This is a genomic window from Simiduia curdlanivorans (assembly GCF_030409605.1).
Classification (GTDB): Bacteria; Pseudomonadota; Gammaproteobacteria; order Pseudomonadales; family Cellvibrionaceae; genus Simiduia; species Simiduia curdlanivorans.
The window spans coordinates 2,099,092-2,119,524 of record NZ_JAUFQG010000004.1; the positions used below are offsets into that span (position 1 = coordinate 2,099,092).

The following is a 20,433-nucleotide window of genomic DNA, read 5'->3' on the forward strand; positions in this document are numbered from 1 at the left end:
ATGATGCACGCCCTGCTTTCTAAAAAGGTGTGCTTGGTGGTTACAGCGAAAAAGCCCTATGGGCTCATGGATAACTCGTTTATTTCGGCTGGAGGCTATGAAGGTGTGAAGCAACTTGTCGGAATTTTTTACGACATCATGGGAAGTCTTTCCGAAGCGCAAGATATTCACGCGATGCACACAGATGAGCAGCTGGTAAGACGCGATAAGCTGACCCGTTTTCTGTGTGGCTGGTTGGGTGGCCCGCGGTTGTTCTCGGAGACTTATGGTCCCATCAACATCCCCAAAGTGCACAGCCATTTGCGCGTGACGGAAGTCGAGCGCGACGCTTGGTTATTGTGCATGGAGAAAGCCTTGGCGCAAATGCCCTATGAGCCAGACTTCAAGGTGTATTTACTCGATCAGTTGCGCATACCCGCCGAAAGAATTAGGCAAACCGCTCAGGGCTAAGGTCAGTATTTAATTTTTGTGGTTATTGCCGTCGATGCAAGTATGTAGCCTAGCCGTTGGCAAAAACTGGCCAACGCTGGCTAATTGTCTCGCCGTCGTAAAGGGCAATATCGCCAAACTGTAAGAATACAAACTCGCTTTGATTGGGGCGCAGAAAAATCCAATCATCGGGCGCCAATGAAATTGAGGTCGAGCCGTTGAGTAATTCTTGATTGGTGGAGCGGCCGTAGAGGCCATTGTTGCTCAGGCCTTTGGGCGATAGGGGCGTGGCCTTCCAGTAGCCGCCGTAGATAAAAAAACTTTGCGCTTTGTTGGGGTCCCACAGCGCATGCGCAGTGCCGAGATCAATGCCGGGAATTTGCGTAGATTGTGCCTGCTTGAGCAGAGGCGTGGCGATATAGCTGGCCGGGTTGTGATCGGCAAGACTGGCTAAATCAAAGTCTTGTGGCTTGACTAAGCACGAGCCGGCGCTGAGTTCGTTAAAGGGAAAATTGCCCTTGCTGTAGAGTTGGTAGGTGGGGCTGCCGCCGCAATTGAGTGTCAGCGCGGCCACTCGTTCTGCGCCTAATTTGGCAACCAGTAAATCAACGGCCGCTAGGTAGCGCTGCATGGCTTGGTCTTGCCAATAGCTAACGCTGCCAGGCAATTTTGCAATATGCGGTTCATAGCCCATTAAACCACCTAAGGCCAGGAGTGGATCGGTTTCTATTTGATCGATCATTGCCGACAAGGTGTTCTCGTCCGTTACGCCGCCGCGATGTAAGCCCACGTCTATTTCAATATTGATGCGCATGACTTGGTTGTTACTGTGTGCGAGCGCTTGGTATTGATTCAGCCTAGCTGGCGTATCGATTAACCATTGCAGTTGTAAGCTTGGATCAAAGGTGTTGGCGGTTTGATCCTGTTGGCGATAAAAGTTTTTCGCCGCTTGCACCGGCATGGGCTTGCCCATTAAGACATCAGCATCGGGAAAAGAGGTTGTAATTTGATTGAGGAAAGGTTGGTTGAACACCATCAACCGCCGAGTCTTGGTGGCCTGCATAATGTAACTTAACAAGGGAATAGACGGCAGGGATTTTGCCACTATACGGTACTGGTGCTGGGCTTGAATGTGACGCTTTAAGGTCGCGATATTGGCATCGAGTTTTTGCTGGTCGATAATCAGCGTCGGGGTTGCAATCTGTGCCGCGCTTAAGGCTGCGCCAAGCTGTTTGAAATAAGGCGTATGGTTCTCGCCCTTATCGCTTGGGCGCAGCAACCAAAGCGCACCAGCGCCGGCAAGTGAGCCTAACAGCAAATGACGACGCGACAGTTGTTGGCTCATGGATCATTCCTCGGCAGGGCACTCGGTGTTAACTAAACACTTTTTGTAAGTAGGGGTTGAGGAATTTTCCCTCTGGGTCGAGCGCTTGCCTGACCTGTAAAAAGGCTTGCCACTGCGGGTAAAGCGCCTGCAAGTCTTGGCCGTTTAGGGTATTGATTTTGCCCCAGTGCGGGCGACCACCGTACTTTTTAAATATGGGCTCGATGGCGGCGAAATAGGGCTGATAGTCTTCGTTAAAGTAGCGATGTACTGCGATTGAAATGGTGTCTCGTTGGTAAAAGGGGCTGAGCCAAATATCGTCGCCTTTAACGAAGCGAACCTCGATGGGAAAAAACACCTCAGAGAAGTTTTTCTCCAGCACTTGCCGTATCTCAGCGACGGCCTTCAAGCCCTCGCTGCGCGGTAGATGGTATTCCATTTCGTTAAATCGAACATTGCGCTCAAGGGTATAGTTTTCCCAGCTAGCCGCGATGCTCACTTCTTTGTCGATGGTTTTCATGTAGCTGGACAGTACCAACTCGCGTATTTTTGGACTGAAGCCGAGCCAGTCGCGGATATCTTTTAAGGTTTCTGCGCCGTCGTTTTGATCTATTTTTTCCGTGCTACTCACCGGTTCGTCGGTGAAATTATGTACATCGGTAAAACCCATTCCAGAGAAGGGAATGTAATAAAATTCCATATTGCGGTTGTGGTCGGCCAAGTGTTCGGCGCTTTCCAAAATGTCTTCAATGGGCAGCCATTCGGTTTCGCGCTTGAGTTTATAGGGCTTAACGTTGGCCAGTGTTAGTTCGGTGACCACACCTAGGGCGCCTAAATTGACCCGCGCGGCATTAAACAACTCGGTATTGGTGTTGGCATTACAGCGCATCAGTTCGCCGTTGGCGCAAACCAATTGCAGCTCGGTGATAAAGCTGGATAGGCAGCCTATTTGCGCGCCGGTGCCGTGGGTGGCGGTGGCGAGAGCCCCGGCCAAGCTTTGCTCGTCGATATCGGGCATGTTGATCAAGGCTTGGTTAGCCTTGGCTAAGGCCTCGCCTAAATCACCTAAGCGGGTTCCCGCTGCGATAGTGGCGCGATGATCTTCGGTACTTAGCACGCCCGTGAGCCTAGATAAGGAAATGAGTGTGTCATCGGTGGGCACTAGGGCCGAAAAAGAGTGGCCTGAGCCTACCGGGCGCACGGTGCCGGTGGCGGTTTTCACTAGGGTTTGCAACTCCGCAACCGATGCTGGTGCAAAGCGCTGTTTAGGTAGGCAGCTTTGCGAGCCAGACCAATTGCGCCAGGGAATTGGACGGCTGGCGGCTAGTAGCGGCATGGGCAGGGCCGAGAGCGTGGCAAGTTGTACCATTTGCGTGAGTAGCGAGCGACGCTTGACTGGCCTCATGGTTGCGCGTCCTCGGCTGGTGTTGCCATAAAGTGAATCAGCGCTTCGAAGTCTTCGGCACTGCAATCCATGCACATGCCGAGCGGCGGCATGCCGCCAAAACCGTCGATAACATGGTTTAACAGCTGGTCCATGCCCTGTTCCAGTCTCGGCTGCCAAGCTTTAGCATCGCCGGTGAGCGGCGCCCGGCTGCCGGCATTCACGTGGCAGGCGTAGCAGCTGCGCTGATAGAGAGCCGCTAAATCGGCATTTTCTGGCATCATCGAACGTGGATTTGGTGTACCGGATGAGTTTGGCTCGCCGCAGCCCAGCAACAGTAAACTCGTGCAAAAGAGTGTCAGTAAATTACATTTAACCGTGTGGTATTGGTTCAGGGGCATAGGGGTATTATCCGTTGCTGGCCGTCGGCGCTTAACACTAAAGCATTAAAGTTAGCTACTACTAGCTTTTAAGGTTAAGTGATGGCGTGAGGTTGGTCAAGCAGGATTTGTTGCGCATGGGTTTCGATCCAATTTATCCCGTTTGCGCAGGTGTCCGGCGACGGGCTCAGTACCGGCATTGGAGGAAACCAAGTACCGCTGTCTCAGGCTTACTAACTAAGGTCGAGCTGCCGGCTTTCGAATGGCGCGGGTAAATTAAAGCCAAAGGCCGATTGCGCGGCATGAATGGCGCAACTCTGGCAGGTTAACGGCTGTTACGCCTCGATATTTGGCGCCGTTTAGTTGGGGACTGTAGGAGCTATAGCGGCAGACGCCTGCGGTAACCTACAACTTGATCCAGCCAGGCCGGGTGTTTTGGTCTATGGGGTTGTCGAATCAGTTGCCGAAGCATTGGCCCTTAACCTCCATACACCGTTTCACGCCGCTGCAGTAACGCATTGTTACGATTTCGTCTCTGGCCACGCCCAAGGTATAGTGTGGCCTCTGTCGATGTTGCCTCGAGAAAATTATGACCAGTGCCTTTCCGCTTTTGCTAGATGCATGGCGTTTTTTTAAGCAGCACCTGTGGGCCATTAGTTTATTAATTATCCCCGTGGTTATTCCTCTGGAGTTAGTTAAGTCGCTGCTTGGCCTACGCGTACAGAGTTCGGAAATTAACGACGGCAATCTGTGGGCCGGGTTGGTGCTGGGGCTGTTATTTGCGCCGCTATACCAAGGCGCATTGATTCACTATATTGCCGCGCAGTTGCGTGGAATCGACACCGGCTTGTCTGAGTGCTTTGCCCTTGGCTTGCGCTACTGGCTGCCCCTGGCGCTGCTCTATCTAGTGACCGGTTTACTCAGCATTGTGGGTTTTTTACTGCTTATTTTTCCTGGTTTTTTCTTGATGAGTCGCTTTGCCTATGCCGATTTGTATTGCGTCTTGCACGGTATGGGGCCGCAGCAGGCGGTGCTAAAAAGCTGGCACGACAGTCGCGCCGACTTCGCTCTGTTGTTGACCGGCTTAGTGGTTATCTATAGCGCGGTTTTTCTGGCGAGCTTTGGCGTGAGTTCGTTTTTACAATCGCTGAATACGGCGCAAGGGCTATCGTTGGTGCTGACTAGTGCCATCGAAGCGGTGCTTTCAGCGATGTTTACGCTGTTCGCTTTTCGAGTGTTTAGCCAGTCTGCCGAGCGCTTTAATAGTGAAGATAAACTGCACTAAAGTAGAATTTTGCGCCAATACATTTGCAGCATGTCGGTGGCTTCGTTTAGGGCGAAGTCGATAGGCATGTCTGGATCTTCCAGCGCCAACTCAATAGCGCTGGTGCCCATCTGAAGAATTAAACGCATGCGGCGCAGGTTGTCTGGGTCGGTATCGAGCTTTAGCGGCTGTGCCCAGTTTTCGGTGGCCCATTGACTCATGGCGTAATGGGATTCGAGTAGCACGTCTTGCATCACCGGCAGCGCCCGCAAAGCGCGTAGCAAGGCTAGCCCGGCTGGCCCGTTCAAGGTGACCTCCAATGTCTCTTGCAATAATTCTCTTAAATTATCGATTAAGGCATTGGCGTCATCCGGCGCAAAATAGCGGTTCGACCAAGCCACCAAAACTTGGTTTTGCTTGTCCATCAGGCGTGCACCTAGGGTGTAGAGCACGGCGTATTTATTGGGGAAATAACGGTACAGCGCCGGCACAGTAATCGCCGCGCGCTCGGCGATGTTGTTGGTGGAGATGGAGTCGACACCGCGCTCCTCTAACAGCTCTGCCGCCGCGCGCAAAATACGCTCGTAGGTCTCTATGGCGCGCGCTTGCTGGGGCTTATTTTTTTCCAACAAGGGTTTGGGCAGTTCACGACTCATCGTGTAATACCTGAAATGTGTCGCCCACTAACAGGAGGCTGGATTGCGCGTGTGCTAGGTAAGCATTTTCGCCGAAAGCTGCCGCTTTGGGGTTGGCGGGTTTGGCATACTCGCCCTTGCCGTAGGCGGGCATGCTGTTGATGTCGCGCAGGGTGATATAAGGTTCCATGGTGGGGTGCTTGGCAGCCGTCATTTGATCGATACTTGGCATCACGCAGCGCTCACAGGGGTAGCCGAACCGAATCTGGTAGCCTTGGCCAGCTAATCCGGCAAGCCGATGTTCCGCGAAGGCGGCGAGACCTGTGATAACTAAATTCGGGCGAAAGCGGTTCATCGGCACCGGCGTTTCACCCTTGGCCACGAGCGCGCTGTTTAACGCATCGAGGCTGGCTTGGTTGGCAATTAACAAAGGCGCCATATCGGCGAAAACTGTGTGTGTTTGCGCACCTAAATACTGCGGTTTAGACATGGGTCTCGGCTGATTTGCTAGGCGCACCAAGCGCCACTTTTTTTGCTTCGCTAGGTTTGGCTCATTTGCGTGCAGCCCATCTAAGGCGTCGCTGAGCCAGGCGCTAACAGCGTCGCCCTCATCGAGTACTTGTACTTCATCGTTCCAAATAGTGGCGCTAAAGGGCGTGCCGGTGCCGGCATATTGGCGCGCGATGGCGCATTCGCCCTGGCTGCTTTTTAGAATTAAGTGGCTCTCGGTTAATTGGGTTTGAATCAGCGCCATGGCAGGCAAGCGGCGCTGGGTGACGAATTTATTCTTGTCGTCGATGATCATCCAGCGGCGGTCGTCCTCCAGGCCGCGAATGTCCAGCTGGGCCCGCTCTAGGCGGATACCGCGTAAACTTTTGACTGGGTAAATAAACAAATCTGTGACACGAATACTCATCATCGGCCCTGCCTTGGCTATGGATGTCTATTAATGTGTGCGGGTCTCAGTCGTGCTTTTTAGCAAAGGTGGCAAGTTGCTCCGCGCTCGCCGTTTGTTGGTACTTATCTTTCCATTCGCTGTAGGGCATCCCGTAAATGCGCTCGCGCGCCTCTTCGTAATCGATGCTCAAATTTTTCTCGTCGGCGGCGCTCACATACCATTTACTTAAACAGTTGCGACAAAAACCGGCGAGGTTCATTAAGTCGATATTTTGCGTATCTTTGCGCGAATCTAAATGGGCGAGCAGGCGCCGAAAGGCCGCCGCTTCCAATTCGATTTGTGTTTGCGCATCTAATTCTGAAATTTTGGTCACGAGAGTAGCTCACTGAATAAAAGAGTGGGAAGAAAATCGCCTTCGCTGACGCTGGTGTGTGGTGCAACCAGCGCTAAGGCATTGGCCCAGACGGTGGAGGATAACACACCCGAGTTTTGGTCTGGGTAGGCGTCTAGGCTGGCGTTATCTTGTACTTTAACGCGCAAGTATTCCTGCCGTACCTGAGATTTCTGACGGGTAAAATTGGCGCGCATGGGCACAATTAACGGCCGGCCATTTGCACCTTGCAAGGTTTTAATGAACGGCCGCACGAACAGTAAAAAGGTCACGAATACGGCCACCGGGTTGCCGGGTAAGCCAAAAAACGGTGTCTGCCCGAGCCGGCCAAAGGCCAGCGGCTTGCCGGGTTTGAGCGCCAGTTTCCAGACGTCGAGCTGGCCTAGCTGTTCGACACAGGCTTTTACGTGGTCCTCTTCGCCCACCGACACACCGCCGGTGCTGATGACGAGGTCGGCACTTGCCGCCGCCTGTTGCAGTGCGGCGAGAGTGGCTGCATGGCTATCTTCAACCACAGCGCAGTAACTAATTTCGGCGCCCAATTTGGTTAACAGCGCGCGCAACATGGGTTGATTGGAGTTGTAAATTTTACCCGCACTCAGGGCTTGGCCTGGTTCAATTAATTCGTCGCCGGTGGCTAAAATGGCAACCTTAATGGACGCGACCACGTTTACCGATTGCACGCCAATGGCGGCCAGTAAGCCGAGATCTTGCGGTGCCAGGTGATGGCCCTTGGCTAGGATGCGGCTACCCTTGGCGATATCCGAACCGGCTAGGCGAATGTTGTTGTTTAGCGCTAGCTGGGCGGGAAATTTTATTTTTTCATTGATGCGTTCGCACACCTCCTGCATGGCCACGGCATTGGCGCCCGCTGGAATGGGGGCGCCGGTGAAAATGCGCGCGCAGCTGCCGGCTTTTAGTGGCGCGGCGGCTTGGCCAGCGGCGATGCGTTGGCTAATGGCGAGGCCATGGGCTTGCAGGTCTTTGTTGGCTAAGTCGTCAATATTGACGGCGTAGCCATCCATGGCGCTGTTATTGTCCGAGGGCACATCGATGCTGGAAAAAACATCCTGCGCCAAAATTTTTGCCAAGGCCTGGTCGAGTGCCACAGGTTCAACTTTTTGTACCGGTACAGCCTGTTGAAGAATGGCCGCTAGGGCATCATCGATGCTGGTGAGCGCGGGCTGGTGCTTATTCATGGCTGCTGTTTTTGTTGTAGCAGCGCGACGAAATTGCACGGTTTATGGCGCGCGTCCAATTGCTCTTGCAGCACTTTCCAGCCGGTGTTGCAGGCGTTGGTGGAGCCGGGCAAACAAAAAATTACGGTGTAGTTGGCAAGCCCGCCCAGTGCCCGCGATTGCATGGTGGAGCTGCCGATATCTTGGTAAGACACCTGGCGAAACAATTCGCCAAAGCCGGTAATTTCTTTGTCGAGTAGGGGCGTGATGGCTTCGGGGGTGGAGTCGCGGCCAGAAAAACCGGTGCCGCCGGTTACTAAAATCGCGTGCACATGGGCATCGGCAATCCAGTTCGAGCAGGCGGCGCGAATTTGGTAGATGTCATCTTTTACGATGCGCTTTTGCACCAGCTTATGGCCCGCTTCCGTTAGGCGATCGATTAACGCTTGGCCCGAGCTGTCAGTGGCGTCGGTGCGGGTATCGGAAACGGTGAGTACGGCAATATTAAGGGCAACAAATGCAGTTGAGGTCATGCAGTTAATCCTGTGTGTGCAATGACAAAATTGGCAATGGCGTCGATATCATTGATGTCTAAACGCGGGCCAGCGCAGCCGTAGTCGGCCGGGTTAAGCTCGGCGCTATCGGTGGCGATGGCGAGTAAGTTTTCCACGGCATCGGGCAGCGAGGAGCGGTTATTTTGCGTGCGAATCACTTGAATTTTCGGGTGCTTGGCCAGTTTAAAGCCTTCGATGATAACGATGTCCACCGGGCTTAAGTGCGGCAGTAAATCGTCTAACTCGGGTTCCGCTTCATCTCTCAGTTCATGCATCAAGGCCCAGCGTTTTCCCGAGGCCAATAAGACTTCACTGGCGCCGGCTTCGCGGTGTTTAAAGCTGTCCCGTCCGGGTTGATCGATATCGCAACTGTGGTGCGCGTGCTTGATGGTGGATACCCGAAAACCGCGCGCGCACAACGCAGCCACGAGCTGTGTAACCAAGGTGGTCTTGCCGCTATTTTTCCAGCCGGTGATACCAAAAACTTTCATTGCCCAGATCGTCAGTTAAAGATTAGGTCGATAGTGAGGCTGGAATCTTACCAGATTATTGCCACGGCACATGGTGGAACTGGTGGCAAGTTGCGCACTGTTGCAGTGGCTCTGCAGCGCTGCGATGGTGACAGCTGGTGCATTGAGAGCGCTCGGGTAGCAGTAGCTCGTCGGCCTGAGTGGAACTCGCTGCGGCGTGGCAGGATTGGCACCCGAGGGTGCCCTCGTGTTTTTTGTGGGAGAAGCGCGCGCCAAGGCTGGAGCGCTGCAACTGCCAAGGGCCTTGATCGGCTAAGTGGCTTAACGTTGCGCCTTTCAGTGTCGCGCTGTGGCAGTTTTGGCAAAGGTTTGAGTTAATCACCGCCAGCGCCTCTTGCTGCGGTTGCGCTGCGCCTAAATTGACGGCGTGGGCAACCATCGCGGCGAGATTGCCGTGCGGCCAAGGCGGCTCCTGCTCAGTCGCTTTTAGCTTGTGGCAACTGGCGCAGGCTTGATCAAATTGAATGGCTTGTGGTTCGCCGGCTTTGCGTTCATGACAGCTGTTGCAGGTCAATGACGCGGTGTCTCCTTGCTGCTCAAGCGCTAGGTGTTGTTGATGATTAAACTTGAGTGGGCTGGGCGTTACCCTGCGGTTAAATTCTGGGTGCTGGCCATCAAAATGTTCGAACGCCGTGAGCCCGTGTTCGCTGCCGGGGGTCAGGACGGCGCTGACGCTGCTGAGATCGGCGTGGCATTGGCTGCACAGGCGGTTGTCTGGGTTGATTAAGTTGGCCGGTTCGTTGTGCTCAAGGTGGCAGCTCACGCAGTTTGGGTGTACGCCGGTTTTTTCGCGGCTAAAGTGCCGCTCCATGGTATGGCACTGAAAGCAGGCTTGATTGGGTACTTGCGCATGCTCGGCGATATGGCAGCTGGCGCAGGCCACCTTTTCGTGCGCTGGGTGCAGTGGTCCCGTGGCCAACCAGCGCTCGAGTGGGTGTTGACTGGCACCAATGCTAGGCGGCGCTTCAGGGTTGTGCGGGGCTTGTGGTAATTCGCCAAATTGCGGTAACCAAAAGGGGATGGAGATGAGCGCGATTAGCAACAGGGGCAAGCCCCAGGTCAACACCTGGCGCCCGCGCTTGGTCGCTGGGTCGCGGCGCTGCGGCAATGAAGCGAGATTATTCAGCCAGGAAAATTGAAATTGCTGGTCTTTGGCTTGGCCGAGGTAGGTCAGCTCAACGCCCTTGCTGGGGCGCACCACATCGCCTGGGTTGAGTCGGTGCCGGGCGGCGCGCACACTGTTGACGGCAAGCGGGCAGGGCGCGTCAAGTAAAGGCTCGCCGCTGTCGTTGAGCCAAATACTGAATTCGAAACCGAGGGGGGCCCACAGGTGAGCATTGAGTGATTCGCCTAAGACGAGGCGATCGGTTTGCAGTACTAGGTCGTGCGAGCCCTCTGGCAGGCGTAATTCGATGTGGCAGCTGCCCGGCATGTGCGTGTCCAATGAATAGGCGGTCTAATGCGTAATACAGTTCTGCCCGCTATAGGGTTCTATCAAGGGTTCTATCAGCGGTGCTGTTCTGTCTGTCATACCGCCCAACCGGCGTTTCGGTGGCGGGTCGAGAATTAATACATCAGCACCACGGCTATATGCACTAGGAGCAGGCACATAAACGCCAGCGATAACAACAAGTGTAGCTGTAGCCAGTGTCCGAGCAAGCTTTCTACAATGAGTGCTTTGCGGCTGCGCCGAAGTAGTTCTTGCCGGGTTTGGCACAAGGCTAATATTTGGTCTGTGCGTGGACTCGAGTCCTCGGCCTGTTGATGTCGCAACCAATTGAGTAAGGCTTGCTGGTCTGGGTTGACGCGCAGGCTATAGCTGCTGCCGTCTGGAAGTAGCAGGGTGGAGTTGTCACTGCTGAATAGCGCTTGGCGCAAATTAGTCGGCAGTGCCGTGCGCTGCAGTGCCGAAAGGGTGGTGCGGTAAATGCTGGGGTCGGTACTTTTTGCCAGTTCAATCAGCCTTTGATCTAGGTGTTGAAGGGCTTGGCGCAACTTGCCGTAACCGCCGCCCTCGCTTAAGGCGCGCAGTTTTTGCGGGTGGCTGCTGTAGGCGTAAATGCCGTAGCAACCCGAAGCCACATCGGCTACTAACAGGATAAACAGCGCTAGGTGTAAGCCGTTGCCAATTTGAAATCCGGTGTGTAACAGCGTCAGCGGCAGCAGTGAGAAACCTAGATAAAAATGCACAGCCAGCCAAGCCTGCTGTGAGCCGAGCCAAGAGATCCACCAACGGCGTTTGGCCCCCAAGCCTAGAAGTACGAGGACTAGACCGGCCGCCACACAGCCCAGCAGATACCCCATAAGGGTGTCGCCATTGCGCGGCCCCACGGGGTAATAAAGCAGGTAGCCGAATAGCGCCAGCAGCAAACCGAGCGCCGAGAGTTTTAAATAGCGGTAGCCGCCGTATTGCCAAATAGTGTTCATGCGACGTTAATCAAGGGGATGAGTTGATCGGCGCTCATGCGTTGTGCCGCGCCGGTCGGGCAGGCTTGTACGCAGGCAGGGCCATCGATTCGAGATTGGCACAGGTCGCATTTAACCGCTTTCGTGGGGCCGAGTTTAGGCGCGCTAAAGGGGTTTAATTTGTCCAACCAGTGGTCGTCGTTGGTGCGCGCCATAGCGATGGCGCCAAAGGGGCAAAAGCTGGCGCAATTGCCGCAGCCGATGCAGGTGTCGGCAATTTGGATGCTGCCATCTTCGGCCCGACTAATGGCGTCGGCCGGGCAATCTTTCATGCAATAAGCCTGCTGGCAGTGGCGGCAGGAGCCGGGCAGGTGGGCATTGGCGAAGACGTCACCCTGAGCGCGGTTGACCCGAGAAATACCTTGGTGGGTGGCGGCGCAAGCGGTTTCACAATTGTCGCAACCGACGCACTTATCTTTGTCGATAACTAAAATATTGTTGGCGTTAGCCAGTTGTTCTGTTTCAAAAAATTCAACCACGGACGTTTTGACTTGTTGGTGTGTTTGACTTTCCTGTTGCGCCAGTTGGCGCAGTTGTTGATGGTTGCCGGCCAGTAGTGCAAGCAATTCATCGGCCGGCAGGCAGTAGAGTTGCAGCTGGCTGCTGGCGCTTTTAAAGCCTACCTCAGGTTGCTCACCCAGAGCTTGTTCAATACCGATAAAATTGCCGGCAGGCACCAGAGTTTGGCCTGTGGCGCAATCAAATTGTGCTGCGCCACTGACAATAAAGCCGACTTGATTGGCGAGGCTGAAGCTGTCGTCGCGGCTAACATTTTTAATCTGCCCGCGTTGAAATAGCAGCTGAAATAATTTGTCGGGTATGAGCTGGTCGAGCTTGCGCTGAATGATACGGGACAAATAAATTTGCACCAGCAGGCGCCAAAAAGCCGGCTCTTCAGACCAGGCCGCTTCCAACTGAAAGCGTGGAAAGCTGATGACCGCGAGTTGATTCAGCGCGGTAATATCGTCGCTCACCGGGCGCCTGGAAAGCAGTGAAAACTCGCCAAACATTTGCCCCGCCTGCAGGCCTTTGGCTTCGGCCGAGGGCTTGCCAATTTGAGCGCTGCCTTGCAGCACGAGCGACAGTGACTCGGCGTACTGGCCTTTTTTAAGCACCACTTGACCGACCGAATAACGCCGCACACTCACCTTTTCTAGCAGCCGAATAAGGATGCGCGTGGGTAGGTTTTTAAAGCCTTTTTGCTGCCTTAACCAAGTTAATAAGTGCGCCGGTTTTAGGCTAACGCCTGCGCTAAAGAGCTTGTGTTGCAGCGCCTCGAAGGCGATGGGGCTGGCTGGCTCACCGCACAGGTGTTGCACCACGTTATAGCCTTGGTTAATGCCGGGTTTGATCAGGGCTTCACCGCTTAGGGCGCCGATTACGTACAGGCCTTTGCGATTGGATTGGTTGTGCTCGTCCAGCATCGGGTATTGGCTAGTACCGCTAAAGTTTAAGCCCCATTGTTCTAAGGCAATACGGGGTGACTGGCTGCCGATCCGCACCAGCAGTTGATCGGCCACTAAGCGCCGCGCTTGGCCATCGCAGCTGATGTGCAGGCGAAGGCTCTCGCCTTTTTTATCTAGCCGTTCTATGCGTACGTGATCCAGCTGGCGCAGCCGGTTGTTATCGACCGCCTGTTGGAATCTCTCGCGGTTGGCCGGTTTTGCTTTGGGGAAGCCTTGGCCTCGGTTGAGTAACAAAACCTGATTGTGCTGGCTCAGGAGCAGTGCATCTTCTAAGGCGGAGTCGCCAGCACCCACCAGCAAAATTCGTTGGCCCTGCCAGCCTTGGGACGGCACTTGGTAGTGAATGTCTACTGTGTCGGCACCGGCTGCCGCTAGGGTGTTGGGGTTGCCGCGGGTGCCAAAAGCCAGCACTAGATGTTCGGCGTGGTAGTGTTCACCGGTTTGGGTTTGCAGGCTAAAGCTGGGGTGCTCGCCTTCAAGGTGCACGACAGACTGGTTGCAGCGTAACTCGAGCGCGGCGTCGCGCGCGGCGGCCTCCCAGTCGGCGAGCAGGGCTTCGCGTTTCGCCGCTTCGAAGGGCAGCGGGCTGCGCAGTGCCAGTTTACTGGGTTCCGACATAACCCACTTACCCGCGGTAAAACCGCGGATGGTGCCGGCAACGGCGGCCGAAGATTCCAGCACTAAGCAGCTCAAGCCCTTGCGCGCAGCCTGTAGGCCGGCACTGAGGCCGGCCGGCCCAGCGCCTACGACGATGACTTGATAGCGTTGCATAACCTTGGCTCGCATAAATAAGATGACGTCCAGTGTACGGATCTGCAGCGCCCTGCCTATTGGCCTGATGTCTCAACAATGGTCTAAGCCAGATGGACTAGCGCCGCCGTCGGCCTGAGTCGTGTTTCTTTGGGTCAGCTGAGATATACTGCAACGCTCGAATAATCAGACACTTAGACTCATGAGCTATCAGGTACTCGCCCGAAAATGGCGGCCGCGCATATTCCGTGAAATGGTGGGGCAAGAGCATGTGCTGCAGGCGCTAATCAACGCGCTCGACCACAATCGCCTGCATCACGCCTACCTCTTCACCGGTACCCGCGGCGTGGGTAAAACCACCATCGCGCGCATTTTGGCCAAGTGCTTGAATTGCGAAACCGGCGTTAGCTCTGAGCCCTGCGGAAAATGCGGCGCCTGTACCGAGATTGCCGAAGGTCGCTTCGTCGATTTGATTGAAGTGGATGCTGCCAGCCGCACCAAAGTGGAAGATACCCGCGAGCTGCTGGAAAACGTTCAGTACGCGCCGTCGCGCGGCCGCTACAAGGTGTACCTGATCGATGAAGTACACATGCTCTCTACCAGCAGCTTTAATGCTCTGCTGAAAACCCTGGAAGAGCCGCCACCGCACGTGAAGTTTCTGCTCGCCACCACCGATCCGCAAAAGTTGCCGGTGACGGTGTTGTCGCGCTGCTTGCAGTTCAACCTAAAAAACATGAACCCCGAGCGCATCGTTGGCCACTTGGCCTTCGTGTTGGAAAAAGAGCTGGTGCCCTTTGAAGATGCGGCGCTATGGCAACTGGGGCGCGCCGCCGATGGCAGTATGCGCGATGCCCTGTCGCTCACCGATCAAGCCATCGCCTTCGGCAACGGCAAAGTCACCGAAGCCGATGTGCGGGCGATGCTCGGCACCATCGATCAGCAGTTTGTGTACGCCATTTTGCAGGCCATGGCCAAGGCCGACGGTCAGGCCATTTTCAACGCCGTGAATCAATTAGCCGAGCAGGCGCCGGATTACCAAGGTGCACTGGCCGAGCTGCTGTCGGTGCTGCACCGCATCGCCATCGCCCAAGCCCTGCCCGATGCTATCGACAACAGCTTTGGCGACCGCGACCAGGTGTTGGATTTAGCCGGGCAAATTCCTGCGGAAGATATTCAGTTGTTTTATCAAACGGCGCTGCTCGGGCGCAGAGATTTGCCCTTGGCGCCCGACCCGCGCTCCGGTTTCGACATGGTGCTGTTGCGCATGTTGGCGTTTAAACCACAGGGCGTAGCCGATTTACCGAAGGCCGCACTCACCGCGCCGGCGCCGGGAACGCCCGCTGCTGTAACGGCCGCGCCGACGCCAGCCACAGCGGTGGTGACCGCCACCGCAGCAACCGCAGAAACGTCGGCCGCGCCTGCCCCCAATACTGTTAAAGCACCCGAGCCGGCAAAACCGGCTGCACCTGCGCAGGCTATGGCACCTGCGGCGAATAGTGCGGCAAAGGCAACGGATGCGAATTCATCGAATATAAATGCCGCGGTGGCGAATCCAGCGCCAGCTCAGCCCGTCAGTTCAGCGCCTAGTGCCCGCGCTGCAGTGGATAGCCCGCCTTGGGATGACGAAGATCAAGACGCATCCAGCCTCTATGCCGACGAAGATCAGGGGCCGGAACCCGTGCCTTCGCCGCAAACGCCTGCAGCATCGGAGCCTAGCCCAGCGCCGGCTGCTGCCGTTGATCGCCCAATAGTTGAAACGGCAATGGTTGAAGCGCCGGTGGCCAAAGCCGCACCGGCAGCTCCCACGCCCAGTGCGGTCGAGGTAAATAAGGCGCCATCACCTAGCCCAGTTGCGCCAGCCAATACCCCGCCAGTTACGGCTCCAAGCTCAGCCGCTCCGGTTCAGCAAAACACTATTCAGCCCAGTCATATTCAGTCGAGCAATGTTCAGTTGAGCAGCGCTCAGAAGGTGGAAAACGAACCGGCCGACGCCGCTCACAGCTACCACCTTGTGACACTTAAGCCCAGCGATTGGTTAGGGTTATATCTGGAATTAAAAATTGGCGGGGTGTTGCAGAGCACCGCGGCGAACAGTCAGTTAGTTGCAGTTGAAGGTAATTGTTTACGTTTTGTGCTGGACCAAGCCAACGCTAATTTATTTGATGTGGGCCACCAATCGCGCTTGGCCGATCACCTAACTGCCTACTTTAACGAACCGGTACAGGTTCAGATTAGCCCTGGCGATTTAACTGCTGAAACGCCAGCAGCAACGGCGGTGCGGTTAAAAGCCGAGCGCGCGGCGAGCGCGTTAAACAGTTTGCAAACCGATCCGCTACTGCAAAAACTGGAGCGGGAATTTCAAGCCAGTTTAGATATCAATACGGTAGAGCCTTTGTAGGCATAGGCACAGGTTTAGCCAGCTGGCTATTGGTCAATTTGAGAGGTAGATATGTTTGGAAATATGGGCGACCTGATGAAGCAGGCGCAGCAGATGCAAGAAAAAATGCAAAAAATGCAGGAAGATCTTGCCAATGCCGAAGTCACCGGCGCGGCCGGTGCTGGTCTTGTGACGGTGTTGATGAATGGCCGTCACGATGTGCGCAAAGTTAGCATTGACGATGCGCTGATGTCGGAAGACAAAGAAATGCTCGAAGATCTATTGGCCGCAGCGGTGAATGACGCGGTGCGCAAAGTGGAAGAAAAAAATAAAGAGATGATGGGCAGTCTCACCGGCGGCATGCAAATGCCACCGGGATTTAAAATGCCTTTTTAAGTTTAAAACGTGCACATTTAAAAGCCCCATGGGCGAGCAGGCTGCTAGTCAATTCTAGCCTTCGATGACTTTAACCGCGGTACAACATGTTTAGTCCCCTGATTGATGAGTTAATGAGTTCACTGCGCTGCCTACCCGGCGTGGGGCCTAAATCTGCTCAGCGCATGGCGCTGCATTTACTCGAGCGCGACCGAGAGGGCGCGTCTCGGTTGGCGAAAGCGCTGGCCGAATCCGTTGAAGGTGTAAGCGAATGCAGTCGCTGCCGCACCTTAACGGAAGAAGAGTTTTGCACCATTTGCAATAACCATCGGCGCTTGAAATCTTTGCTGTGTGTGGTGGAAACCCCGGCCGATGTGCTGGCCATCGAGCAAGCGGGAACTTATAAAGGCACCTATTTTGTATTGCATGGGCATTTGTCGCCCATCGATGGCATAGGCCCAAGCGACTTAGGCCTCGATCAATTACAGCAATTGCTGAGCACCGGCGAAATTGAAGAAGTCATTATGGCAACCAACCCCACTATCGAGGGCGAGGCCACCTGCCATTATATTTCTGAGCGCGCCAAAAAATTACAGGTGACTGTTTCGCGCATTGCCCATGGCGTGCCTCTGGGCGGCGAGTTGGAATACATTGATGGCGGCACCTTGGCGCACGCTTTCTCCAGCAGGCAGAAAATTTAATGACTATTCCTATCGAACCTATTTGGGTAGACGATAAAGCCACGCTGGATACTTTGTGTGCCGCGTGGATGCAACAAGCGGCCATCGCCATCGATACCGAATTTATGCGCAGCTCCACCTATTACCCGCACGCCGGTCTAATTCAGGTGGGCGATGGTAAAGGCTGTTACTTAATTGATCCGCTGGCGATAAAAGACTTGTCGTCCCTGGCAAACTTGATGACCCACCCCGATACCGTAAAAGTTATTCACTCCTGCTCGGAAGATTTGGAAGTGTTTCGCTTTTTGCTCGGCGTTGTGCCCTCACCATTGATGGATACGCAAATTGCGGCGGCCTACGCCAACATGGGGTTTTCCTTAGGTTACGCCGCGCTTATTAGCGATCAGCTGGGCATTGCCTTAGACAAGGGCGAAACCCGCTCCGACTGGATGCAGCGGCCGCTAAGTCAATCGCAATTGCATTACGCCGCGTTAGATGTCGCCTACTTGTTAATTGTATACGGCAAAATTCTGGTGGCGCTGAAAACCTTGGGCCGGCTCGATTGGGTAAAGGAAGAGTGTGCCAACCTCGTGGCTGCGGCCAATGCCGAGGATGATTACACTGAGGCTTACACAAAAATTAAATTGGCTTGGAAATTGTTTCCCGACCAGTTGGTGATTCTGCAGCAGTTGTGTATCTGGCGTGAAACTCAAGCGCGTTTATCGGACGTGCCGCGCAACCGGCTGATGAAAGAAAATGCAGCTTGGGATGTGGCGCGTAAAAAGCCGACCAGCACAAAGCAGTTGGCAGCGATAGACGGCATGGGCCACCGCACCCTCAAAGATCACAGCGATGAGGTGCTGGCGTTGGTGGCAAAAGCCGCAGCCTCACCCGCCGAGTCGCATCCACCGCGCTTGCCTAAACCCTTAACACCGGCGCAAGGGGATATTTTAAAGGCGTTAAAAAGTATCGCCCTCGATGTGGCCCAAGCGCAAGCTATTACCTCAGAAATTATCGTTCGGAAAAAAGATTTGGAGCAACTCACGCGCAGCGTTTTGGCTGGCGAGGTGGTTCTACCTGCAAGTTTACAAGGCTGGCGCTACGACGTTGTTGGCCGGCTTATGGAAGCGAAGGCCCAGGAATTGGCTGCTCAATCAGACCGCGAGAATCCAATATGACTGAAGCCCTAAAAAGTTTGTGTGAAGTGTATAAAAGCCCGAAAGACAGCGACATGTTTTTATATGTGCGCAAGCTCGATGGTTTATCTCGGGTGCCAGCGGCGCTACTGGAAAAATTTGGCAAGCCGATTTTGGCCATGACCCTGTTGCTTAAAGACGGTCGAAAACTGGCGCGGGTTGATGTGGATAAAGTGAAGTTGGCACTGGATGCCAACGGCTTTTTTCTGCAGCTGCCGCCGCCAAAAGACGACTATATGACCGACGTCAACAAGCATAATTCGAAGCTGGTTTAAGCGATGGCCTGGGCTCGAGATTACTGGCGAGAAACGCCGCTGGCAGACATGACCGCCTACCAATGGGAAGCGCTGTGCGACGGCTGTGCCAAATGCTGCTTGCAAAAGTTGGAGGACGAAGACGATGGTGAAGTTTACTACACCCGTCTGGCTTGTCAGTTGCTGGATCTAGATACTTGCCAGTGCACCGATTACCCAAACCGTTTACAGCGGGTGCCCAATTGCTTGCAGTTAAGTGCCGATAAATTGGAAGACTTTCACTGGTTGCCGGTAACCTGCGCCTACCGCTTAGTGGCAGAAGGCAAAGACCTACCGGACTGGCACCCGTTAATTACCGGCAACCGCGAGTCGGTTCACGTCAGCAAAATTTCTGTGCGTGGTCGCGCTAAATCTGAATTGAGTGTGCCCGAAGCAGATTGGCAAGACGAAGTCATTCGCTGGGTAGATTTATAACATGACATTTTTGGAACAAACAAATGGAAGATCCTAATACCCCTTTTATGTGGTACACCTACCTTGCCGGTGTTGTTGGTTTAATGGTGGCGACTTGGTGGATGTTTCGCCGCCGTGGTGAATTAGCTCAGTTTATGACAGTAACCGTAGCGGCTTGGTTGTTGACGCCCGTGGCGCTGACGCCGGAGCTGCCCAATATGGCACCGGCATTTTTTATTTTGGTGCTGGATGGTCTGTTCACTGATCAATCGGTCATGCGCGTGGTGTGGCCCATGGCCTTCGTTTGGGTTGCGGCGCTGATGTTGAGTTTAATCGCCCGACTGATTTGGCAAAAATATCGCGCCGGTAAAAAAAATAATGCCGCCGCCACAGCCACCGCTGGGCGAGCAGAGCCCAGCCTAAAACCCATAGAAGAATCGCCGTAAGCGATATTCGCGAAACGCTAGTCGTTAAAAAATACTTGCCAAAAGTTTCAATTACGATTGGCTATTTCTTGCAGCTTGCAGCTTGCAGCTTGCAGCTTGCAGCTTGCAGCTTGCAGCTTGCAGCTTGCAGCTTATAGCGCTTTTTATTCATCCAACTTCCCGACAATATTAATATAACTATCCACGTAATACTGATCTTGGTGCGCGGCTAAATAATCGACTAGCTGCCGGTGCGCCGCCGTGCTAACGGCTAGGTGATCGCCGCCCACACCGTGAAAGGTAAAGCTCACAAAGCCACCCCGTTGGGTGTTTTCTTTTAACTGCGCTATGAGTGCGTCGCCGCTGATGTCGCTGGGCATATACCAGGTTGAGCCTATTTCTAGTCGCTTATCATCGCCTTTAATAGAGGTGAATTGGGTGCGAATAGCGGTTAAATAGTTTTCGCCACTGGCCAATTTATCGAAGCAGGGCGGGGTAAAAGTGCGCGCCGTTTTACCGTCCAGCGCGTGTAAAAAGGTGTTCGCGGTTTGCACCTCTCTGCTCATGTGCGCGACGCTCAAGGTGTCTAAATTATTTTCTGGGTCAACCCAGTCTCGGTTCGGTAGTGACGCGCGGCAGGGGTGGAATAAGGTGTGATTACCGAGTTCGTGACCTTGCTCGGCCAGCGCTTGCCACTCGCTCATGCGACTGGCCAATACCGGCGATGATAAAACCACATAAAAAGACGCTTTCAATTGGTGGCGATTGAGATCGGGCAGGGCGTGATCGAGCTGGCTCGCCAAGGCGTCGTCATAGGCCAGGCTAACCGCAATGCGCCCGTCGGCGGGCCAGTCGGCTTGTGCGCTGGCGATGCATAACAGGGGCAATAACATCAGGCGAAACATTCGGAGGATAGATTGAAATTTACTCAATGTGCACACCTGTTGTTGCTCCTTACCAGTTCGATTGTGATTAAGGTCAATATGGATATTTTGAATGCGATTCAGCGGCCGAGTGTCGATAT

At 54.4% G+C, this 20,433-nt stretch carries 22 protein-coding genes; 9 read left to right on the forward strand and 13 right to left on the reverse strand.

Features of this window, described 5'->3' with window-relative positions:
* Positions 1-36: 36 nt before the first annotated feature.
* Positions 37-450, forward strand: a complete 414-nt coding sequence (locus QWY82_RS09395) for a group II truncated hemoglobin (protein WP_290261640.1) — start codon at positions 37-39, stop codon at positions 448-450.
* 49 nt (positions 451-499) lie between these two features.
* Here the strand turns inward: QWY82_RS09395 and QWY82_RS09400 are convergent, their stop codons facing one another.
* The 3 genes from QWY82_RS09400 to QWY82_RS09410 are packed head-to-tail and all read right to left on the reverse strand — an operon-like array spanning position 500 to position 3,538.
* The gene (locus QWY82_RS09400; RefSeq protein ID WP_290261642.1) at positions 500-1,774 is read right to left on the reverse strand and encodes a DSD1 family PLP-dependent enzyme; all 1,275 of its coding nucleotides are present in this window, start codon (positions 1,772-1,774) and stop codon (positions 500-502) included.
* Between the two features lie 28 nt (positions 1,775-1,802).
* A complete protein-coding gene (locus QWY82_RS09405; RefSeq protein WP_290261644.1) occupies positions 1,803-3,158 on the reverse strand; it encodes a D-arabinono-1,4-lactone oxidase in 1,356 nt (451 codons plus the stop codon).
* Positions 3,155-3,538, reverse strand: a complete 384-nt coding sequence (locus tag QWY82_RS09410; RefSeq protein ID WP_290261646.1) for a c-type cytochrome — start codon at positions 3,536-3,538, stop codon at positions 3,155-3,157. The genes QWY82_RS09405 and QWY82_RS09410 overlap by 4 nt, the downstream gene beginning before the upstream one ends.
* A gap of 568 nt (positions 3,539-4,106) precedes the next feature.
* Here QWY82_RS09410 and QWY82_RS09415 point away from each other — a divergent pair.
* Positions 4,107-4,802, forward strand: coding sequence for a hypothetical protein (locus QWY82_RS09415; RefSeq protein ID WP_290261649.1), 696 nt, complete (start codon positions 4,107-4,109; stop codon positions 4,800-4,802).
* Here QWY82_RS09415 and QWY82_RS09420 read toward each other — a convergent pair.
* The 9 genes from QWY82_RS09420 to QWY82_RS09460 all read right to left on the reverse strand — a co-directional run bounded on the left by QWY82_RS09420 (position 4,799) and on the right by QWY82_RS09460 (position 13,670).
* A complete protein-coding gene (locus QWY82_RS09420) occupies positions 4,799-5,437 on the reverse strand; it encodes a TetR/AcrR family transcriptional regulator (RefSeq protein ID WP_290261650.1) in 639 nt (212 codons plus the stop codon). The two genes, QWY82_RS09415 and QWY82_RS09420, sit on opposite strands and share 4 nt — an antisense overlap.
* Positions 5,427-6,335: an MOSC domain-containing protein gene (locus QWY82_RS09425; protein WP_290261651.1), complete on the reverse strand. Its 909-nt coding sequence runs from the start codon at positions 6,333-6,335 to the stop codon at positions 5,427-5,429. The genes QWY82_RS09420 and QWY82_RS09425 overlap by 11 nt, the downstream gene beginning before the upstream one ends.
* 43 nt (positions 6,336-6,378) lie before the next feature.
* Positions 6,379-6,687: a DUF1244 domain-containing protein gene (locus QWY82_RS09430; RefSeq protein ID WP_290261652.1), complete on the reverse strand. Its 309-nt coding sequence runs from the start codon at positions 6,685-6,687 to the stop codon at positions 6,379-6,381.
* Complete coding sequence (locus QWY82_RS09435; RefSeq protein WP_290261653.1) at positions 6,684-7,904, reverse strand: molybdopterin molybdotransferase MoeA; 1,221 nt, start codon at positions 7,902-7,904, stop codon at positions 6,684-6,686. The genes QWY82_RS09430 and QWY82_RS09435 overlap by 4 nt, the downstream gene beginning before the upstream one ends.
* A complete protein-coding gene (moaB, locus tag QWY82_RS09440) occupies positions 7,901-8,416 on the reverse strand; it encodes a molybdenum cofactor biosynthesis protein B (RefSeq protein WP_290261654.1) in 516 nt (171 codons plus the stop codon). The genes QWY82_RS09435 and moaB overlap by 4 nt, the downstream gene beginning before the upstream one ends.
* Positions 8,413-8,928 carry a molybdopterin-guanine dinucleotide biosynthesis protein B gene (gene mobB / locus QWY82_RS09445; protein ID WP_290261655.1) on the reverse strand — a complete coding sequence of 172 codons (516 nt, stop codon included), beginning with the start codon at positions 8,926-8,928 and terminating at the stop codon, positions 8,413-8,415. The genes moaB and mobB overlap by 4 nt, the downstream gene beginning before the upstream one ends.
* Positions 8,929-8,983: 55 nt before the next feature.
* Complete coding sequence (locus QWY82_RS09450) at positions 8,984-10,399, reverse strand: cytochrome c3 family protein (protein WP_290261656.1); 1,416 nt, start codon at positions 10,397-10,399, stop codon at positions 8,984-8,986.
* Positions 10,400-10,533: 134 nt separating this feature from the next.
* A complete protein-coding gene (locus QWY82_RS09455; protein ID WP_290261657.1) occupies positions 10,534-11,394 on the reverse strand; it encodes a hypothetical protein in 861 nt (286 codons plus the stop codon).
* A complete protein-coding gene (locus QWY82_RS09460) occupies positions 11,391-13,670 on the reverse strand; it encodes an NAD(P)-binding domain-containing protein (RefSeq protein WP_290261658.1) in 2,280 nt (759 codons plus the stop codon). The genes QWY82_RS09455 and QWY82_RS09460 overlap by 4 nt, the downstream gene beginning before the upstream one ends.
* 181 nt (positions 13,671-13,851) lie before the next feature.
* Here QWY82_RS09460 and dnaX point away from each other — a divergent pair, with 181 nt between their 5' ends.
* The 7 genes from dnaX to QWY82_RS09495 all read left to right on the forward strand — a co-directional run bounded on the left by dnaX (position 13,852) and on the right by QWY82_RS09495 (position 19,430).
* Positions 13,852-16,047 carry a DNA polymerase III subunit gamma/tau gene (gene dnaX, locus QWY82_RS09465; protein WP_290261659.1) on the forward strand — a complete coding sequence of 732 codons (2,196 nt, stop codon included), beginning with the start codon at positions 13,852-13,854 and terminating at the stop codon, positions 16,045-16,047.
* Positions 16,048-16,098: 51 nt separating this feature from the next.
* On the forward strand, positions 16,099-16,422 hold the full coding sequence (locus tag QWY82_RS09470) for a YbaB/EbfC family nucleoid-associated protein (RefSeq protein ID WP_290261660.1): 324 nt from the start codon (positions 16,099-16,101) through the stop codon (positions 16,420-16,422).
* Positions 16,423-16,508: 86 nt separating this feature from the next.
* A complete protein-coding gene (gene recR / locus QWY82_RS09475) occupies positions 16,509-17,102 on the forward strand; it encodes a recombination mediator RecR (RefSeq protein ID WP_290261661.1) in 594 nt (197 codons plus the stop codon).
* Complete coding sequence (gene rnd, locus QWY82_RS09480) at positions 17,102-18,259, forward strand: ribonuclease D (protein ID WP_290261662.1); 1,158 nt, start codon at positions 17,102-17,104, stop codon at positions 18,257-18,259. The genes recR and rnd overlap by 1 nt, the downstream gene beginning before the upstream one ends.
* Positions 18,256-18,552, forward strand: a complete 297-nt coding sequence (locus tag QWY82_RS09485; RefSeq protein WP_290261663.1) for a YcgL domain-containing protein — start codon at positions 18,256-18,258, stop codon at positions 18,550-18,552. The genes rnd and QWY82_RS09485 overlap by 4 nt, the downstream gene beginning before the upstream one ends.
* Positions 18,553-18,555: 3 nt before the next feature.
* A complete protein-coding gene (locus tag QWY82_RS09490) occupies positions 18,556-19,005 on the forward strand; it encodes a YcgN family cysteine cluster protein (RefSeq protein WP_290261664.1) in 450 nt (149 codons plus the stop codon).
* Positions 19,006-19,028: 23 nt separating this feature from the next.
* Positions 19,029-19,430 (forward strand): hypothetical protein, encoded by a 402-nt coding sequence (locus QWY82_RS09495; protein WP_290261666.1) that lies wholly within the window; start codon positions 19,029-19,031, stop codon positions 19,428-19,430.
* Between the two features lie 143 nt (positions 19,431-19,573).
* On the opposite strand, the gene QWY82_RS09500 is transcribed toward QWY82_RS09495, so the two are convergent.
* Positions 19,574-20,341 carry a polysaccharide deacetylase family protein gene (locus QWY82_RS09500; protein ID WP_290261667.1) on the reverse strand — a complete coding sequence of 256 codons (768 nt, stop codon included), beginning with the start codon at positions 20,339-20,341 and terminating at the stop codon, positions 19,574-19,576.
* Between the last annotated feature and the right edge of the window lie 92 nt (positions 20,342-20,433).

Excerpts from the sequence above, each read along its gene's own strand:
- QWY82_RS09410 (WP_290261646.1), bottom strand. The coding sequence starts at position 3,538 with ATGCCCCTGAACCAATACCACACGGTTAAATGTAATTTACTGACACTC.
- QWY82_RS09495 (WP_290261666.1), top strand. The coding sequence starts at position 19,029 with ATGGAAGATCCTAATACCCCTTTTATGTGGTACACCTACCTTGCCGGT.
- moaB (WP_290261654.1), bottom strand. The coding sequence starts at position 8,416 with ATGACCTCAACTGCATTTGTTGCCCTTAATATTGCCGTACTCACCGTT.
- QWY82_RS09415 (WP_290261649.1), top strand. The coding sequence starts at position 4,107 with ATGACCAGTGCCTTTCCGCTTTTGCTAGATGCATGGCGTTTTTTTAAG.
- mobB (WP_290261655.1), bottom strand. The coding sequence starts at position 8,928 with ATGAAAGTTTTTGGTATCACCGGCTGGAAAAATAGCGGCAAGACCACC.
- QWY82_RS09470 (WP_290261660.1), top strand. The coding sequence starts at position 16,099 with ATGTTTGGAAATATGGGCGACCTGATGAAGCAGGCGCAGCAGATGCAA.
- QWY82_RS09420 (WP_290261650.1), bottom strand. The coding sequence starts at position 5,437 with ATGAGTCGTGAACTGCCCAAACCCTTGTTGGAAAAAAATAAGCCCCAG.
- QWY82_RS09400 (WP_290261642.1), bottom strand. The coding sequence starts at position 1,774 with ATGAGCCAACAACTGTCGCGTCGTCATTTGCTGTTAGGCTCACTTGCC.
- dnaX (WP_290261659.1), top strand. The coding sequence starts at position 13,852 with ATGAGCTATCAGGTACTCGCCCGAAAATGGCGGCCGCGCATATTCCGT.
- QWY82_RS09450 (WP_290261656.1), bottom strand. The coding sequence starts at position 10,399 with ATGCCGGGCAGCTGCCACATCGAATTACGCCTGCCAGAGGGCTCGCAC.
- QWY82_RS09485 (WP_290261663.1), top strand. The coding sequence starts at position 18,256 with ATGACTGAAGCCCTAAAAAGTTTGTGTGAAGTGTATAAAAGCCCGAAA.
- QWY82_RS09405 (WP_290261644.1), bottom strand. The coding sequence starts at position 3,158 with ATGAGGCCAGTCAAGCGTCGCTCGCTACTCACGCAAATGGTACAACTT.
- recR (WP_290261661.1), top strand. The coding sequence starts at position 16,509 with ATGTTTAGTCCCCTGATTGATGAGTTAATGAGTTCACTGCGCTGCCTA.
- rnd (WP_290261662.1), top strand. The coding sequence starts at position 17,102 with ATGACTATTCCTATCGAACCTATTTGGGTAGACGATAAAGCCACGCTG.
- QWY82_RS09490 (WP_290261664.1), top strand. The coding sequence starts at position 18,556 with ATGGCCTGGGCTCGAGATTACTGGCGAGAAACGCCGCTGGCAGACATG.
- QWY82_RS09435 (WP_290261653.1), bottom strand. The coding sequence starts at position 7,904 with ATGAATAAGCACCAGCCCGCGCTCACCAGCATCGATGATGCCCTAGCG.
- QWY82_RS09460 (WP_290261658.1), bottom strand. The coding sequence starts at position 13,670 with ATGCAACGCTATCAAGTCATCGTCGTAGGCGCTGGGCCGGCCGGCCTC.
- QWY82_RS09425 (WP_290261651.1), bottom strand. The coding sequence starts at position 6,335 with ATGATGAGTATTCGTGTCACAGATTTGTTTATTTACCCAGTCAAAAGT.
- QWY82_RS09455 (WP_290261657.1), bottom strand. The coding sequence starts at position 11,394 with ATGAACACTATTTGGCAATACGGCGGCTACCGCTATTTAAAACTCTCG.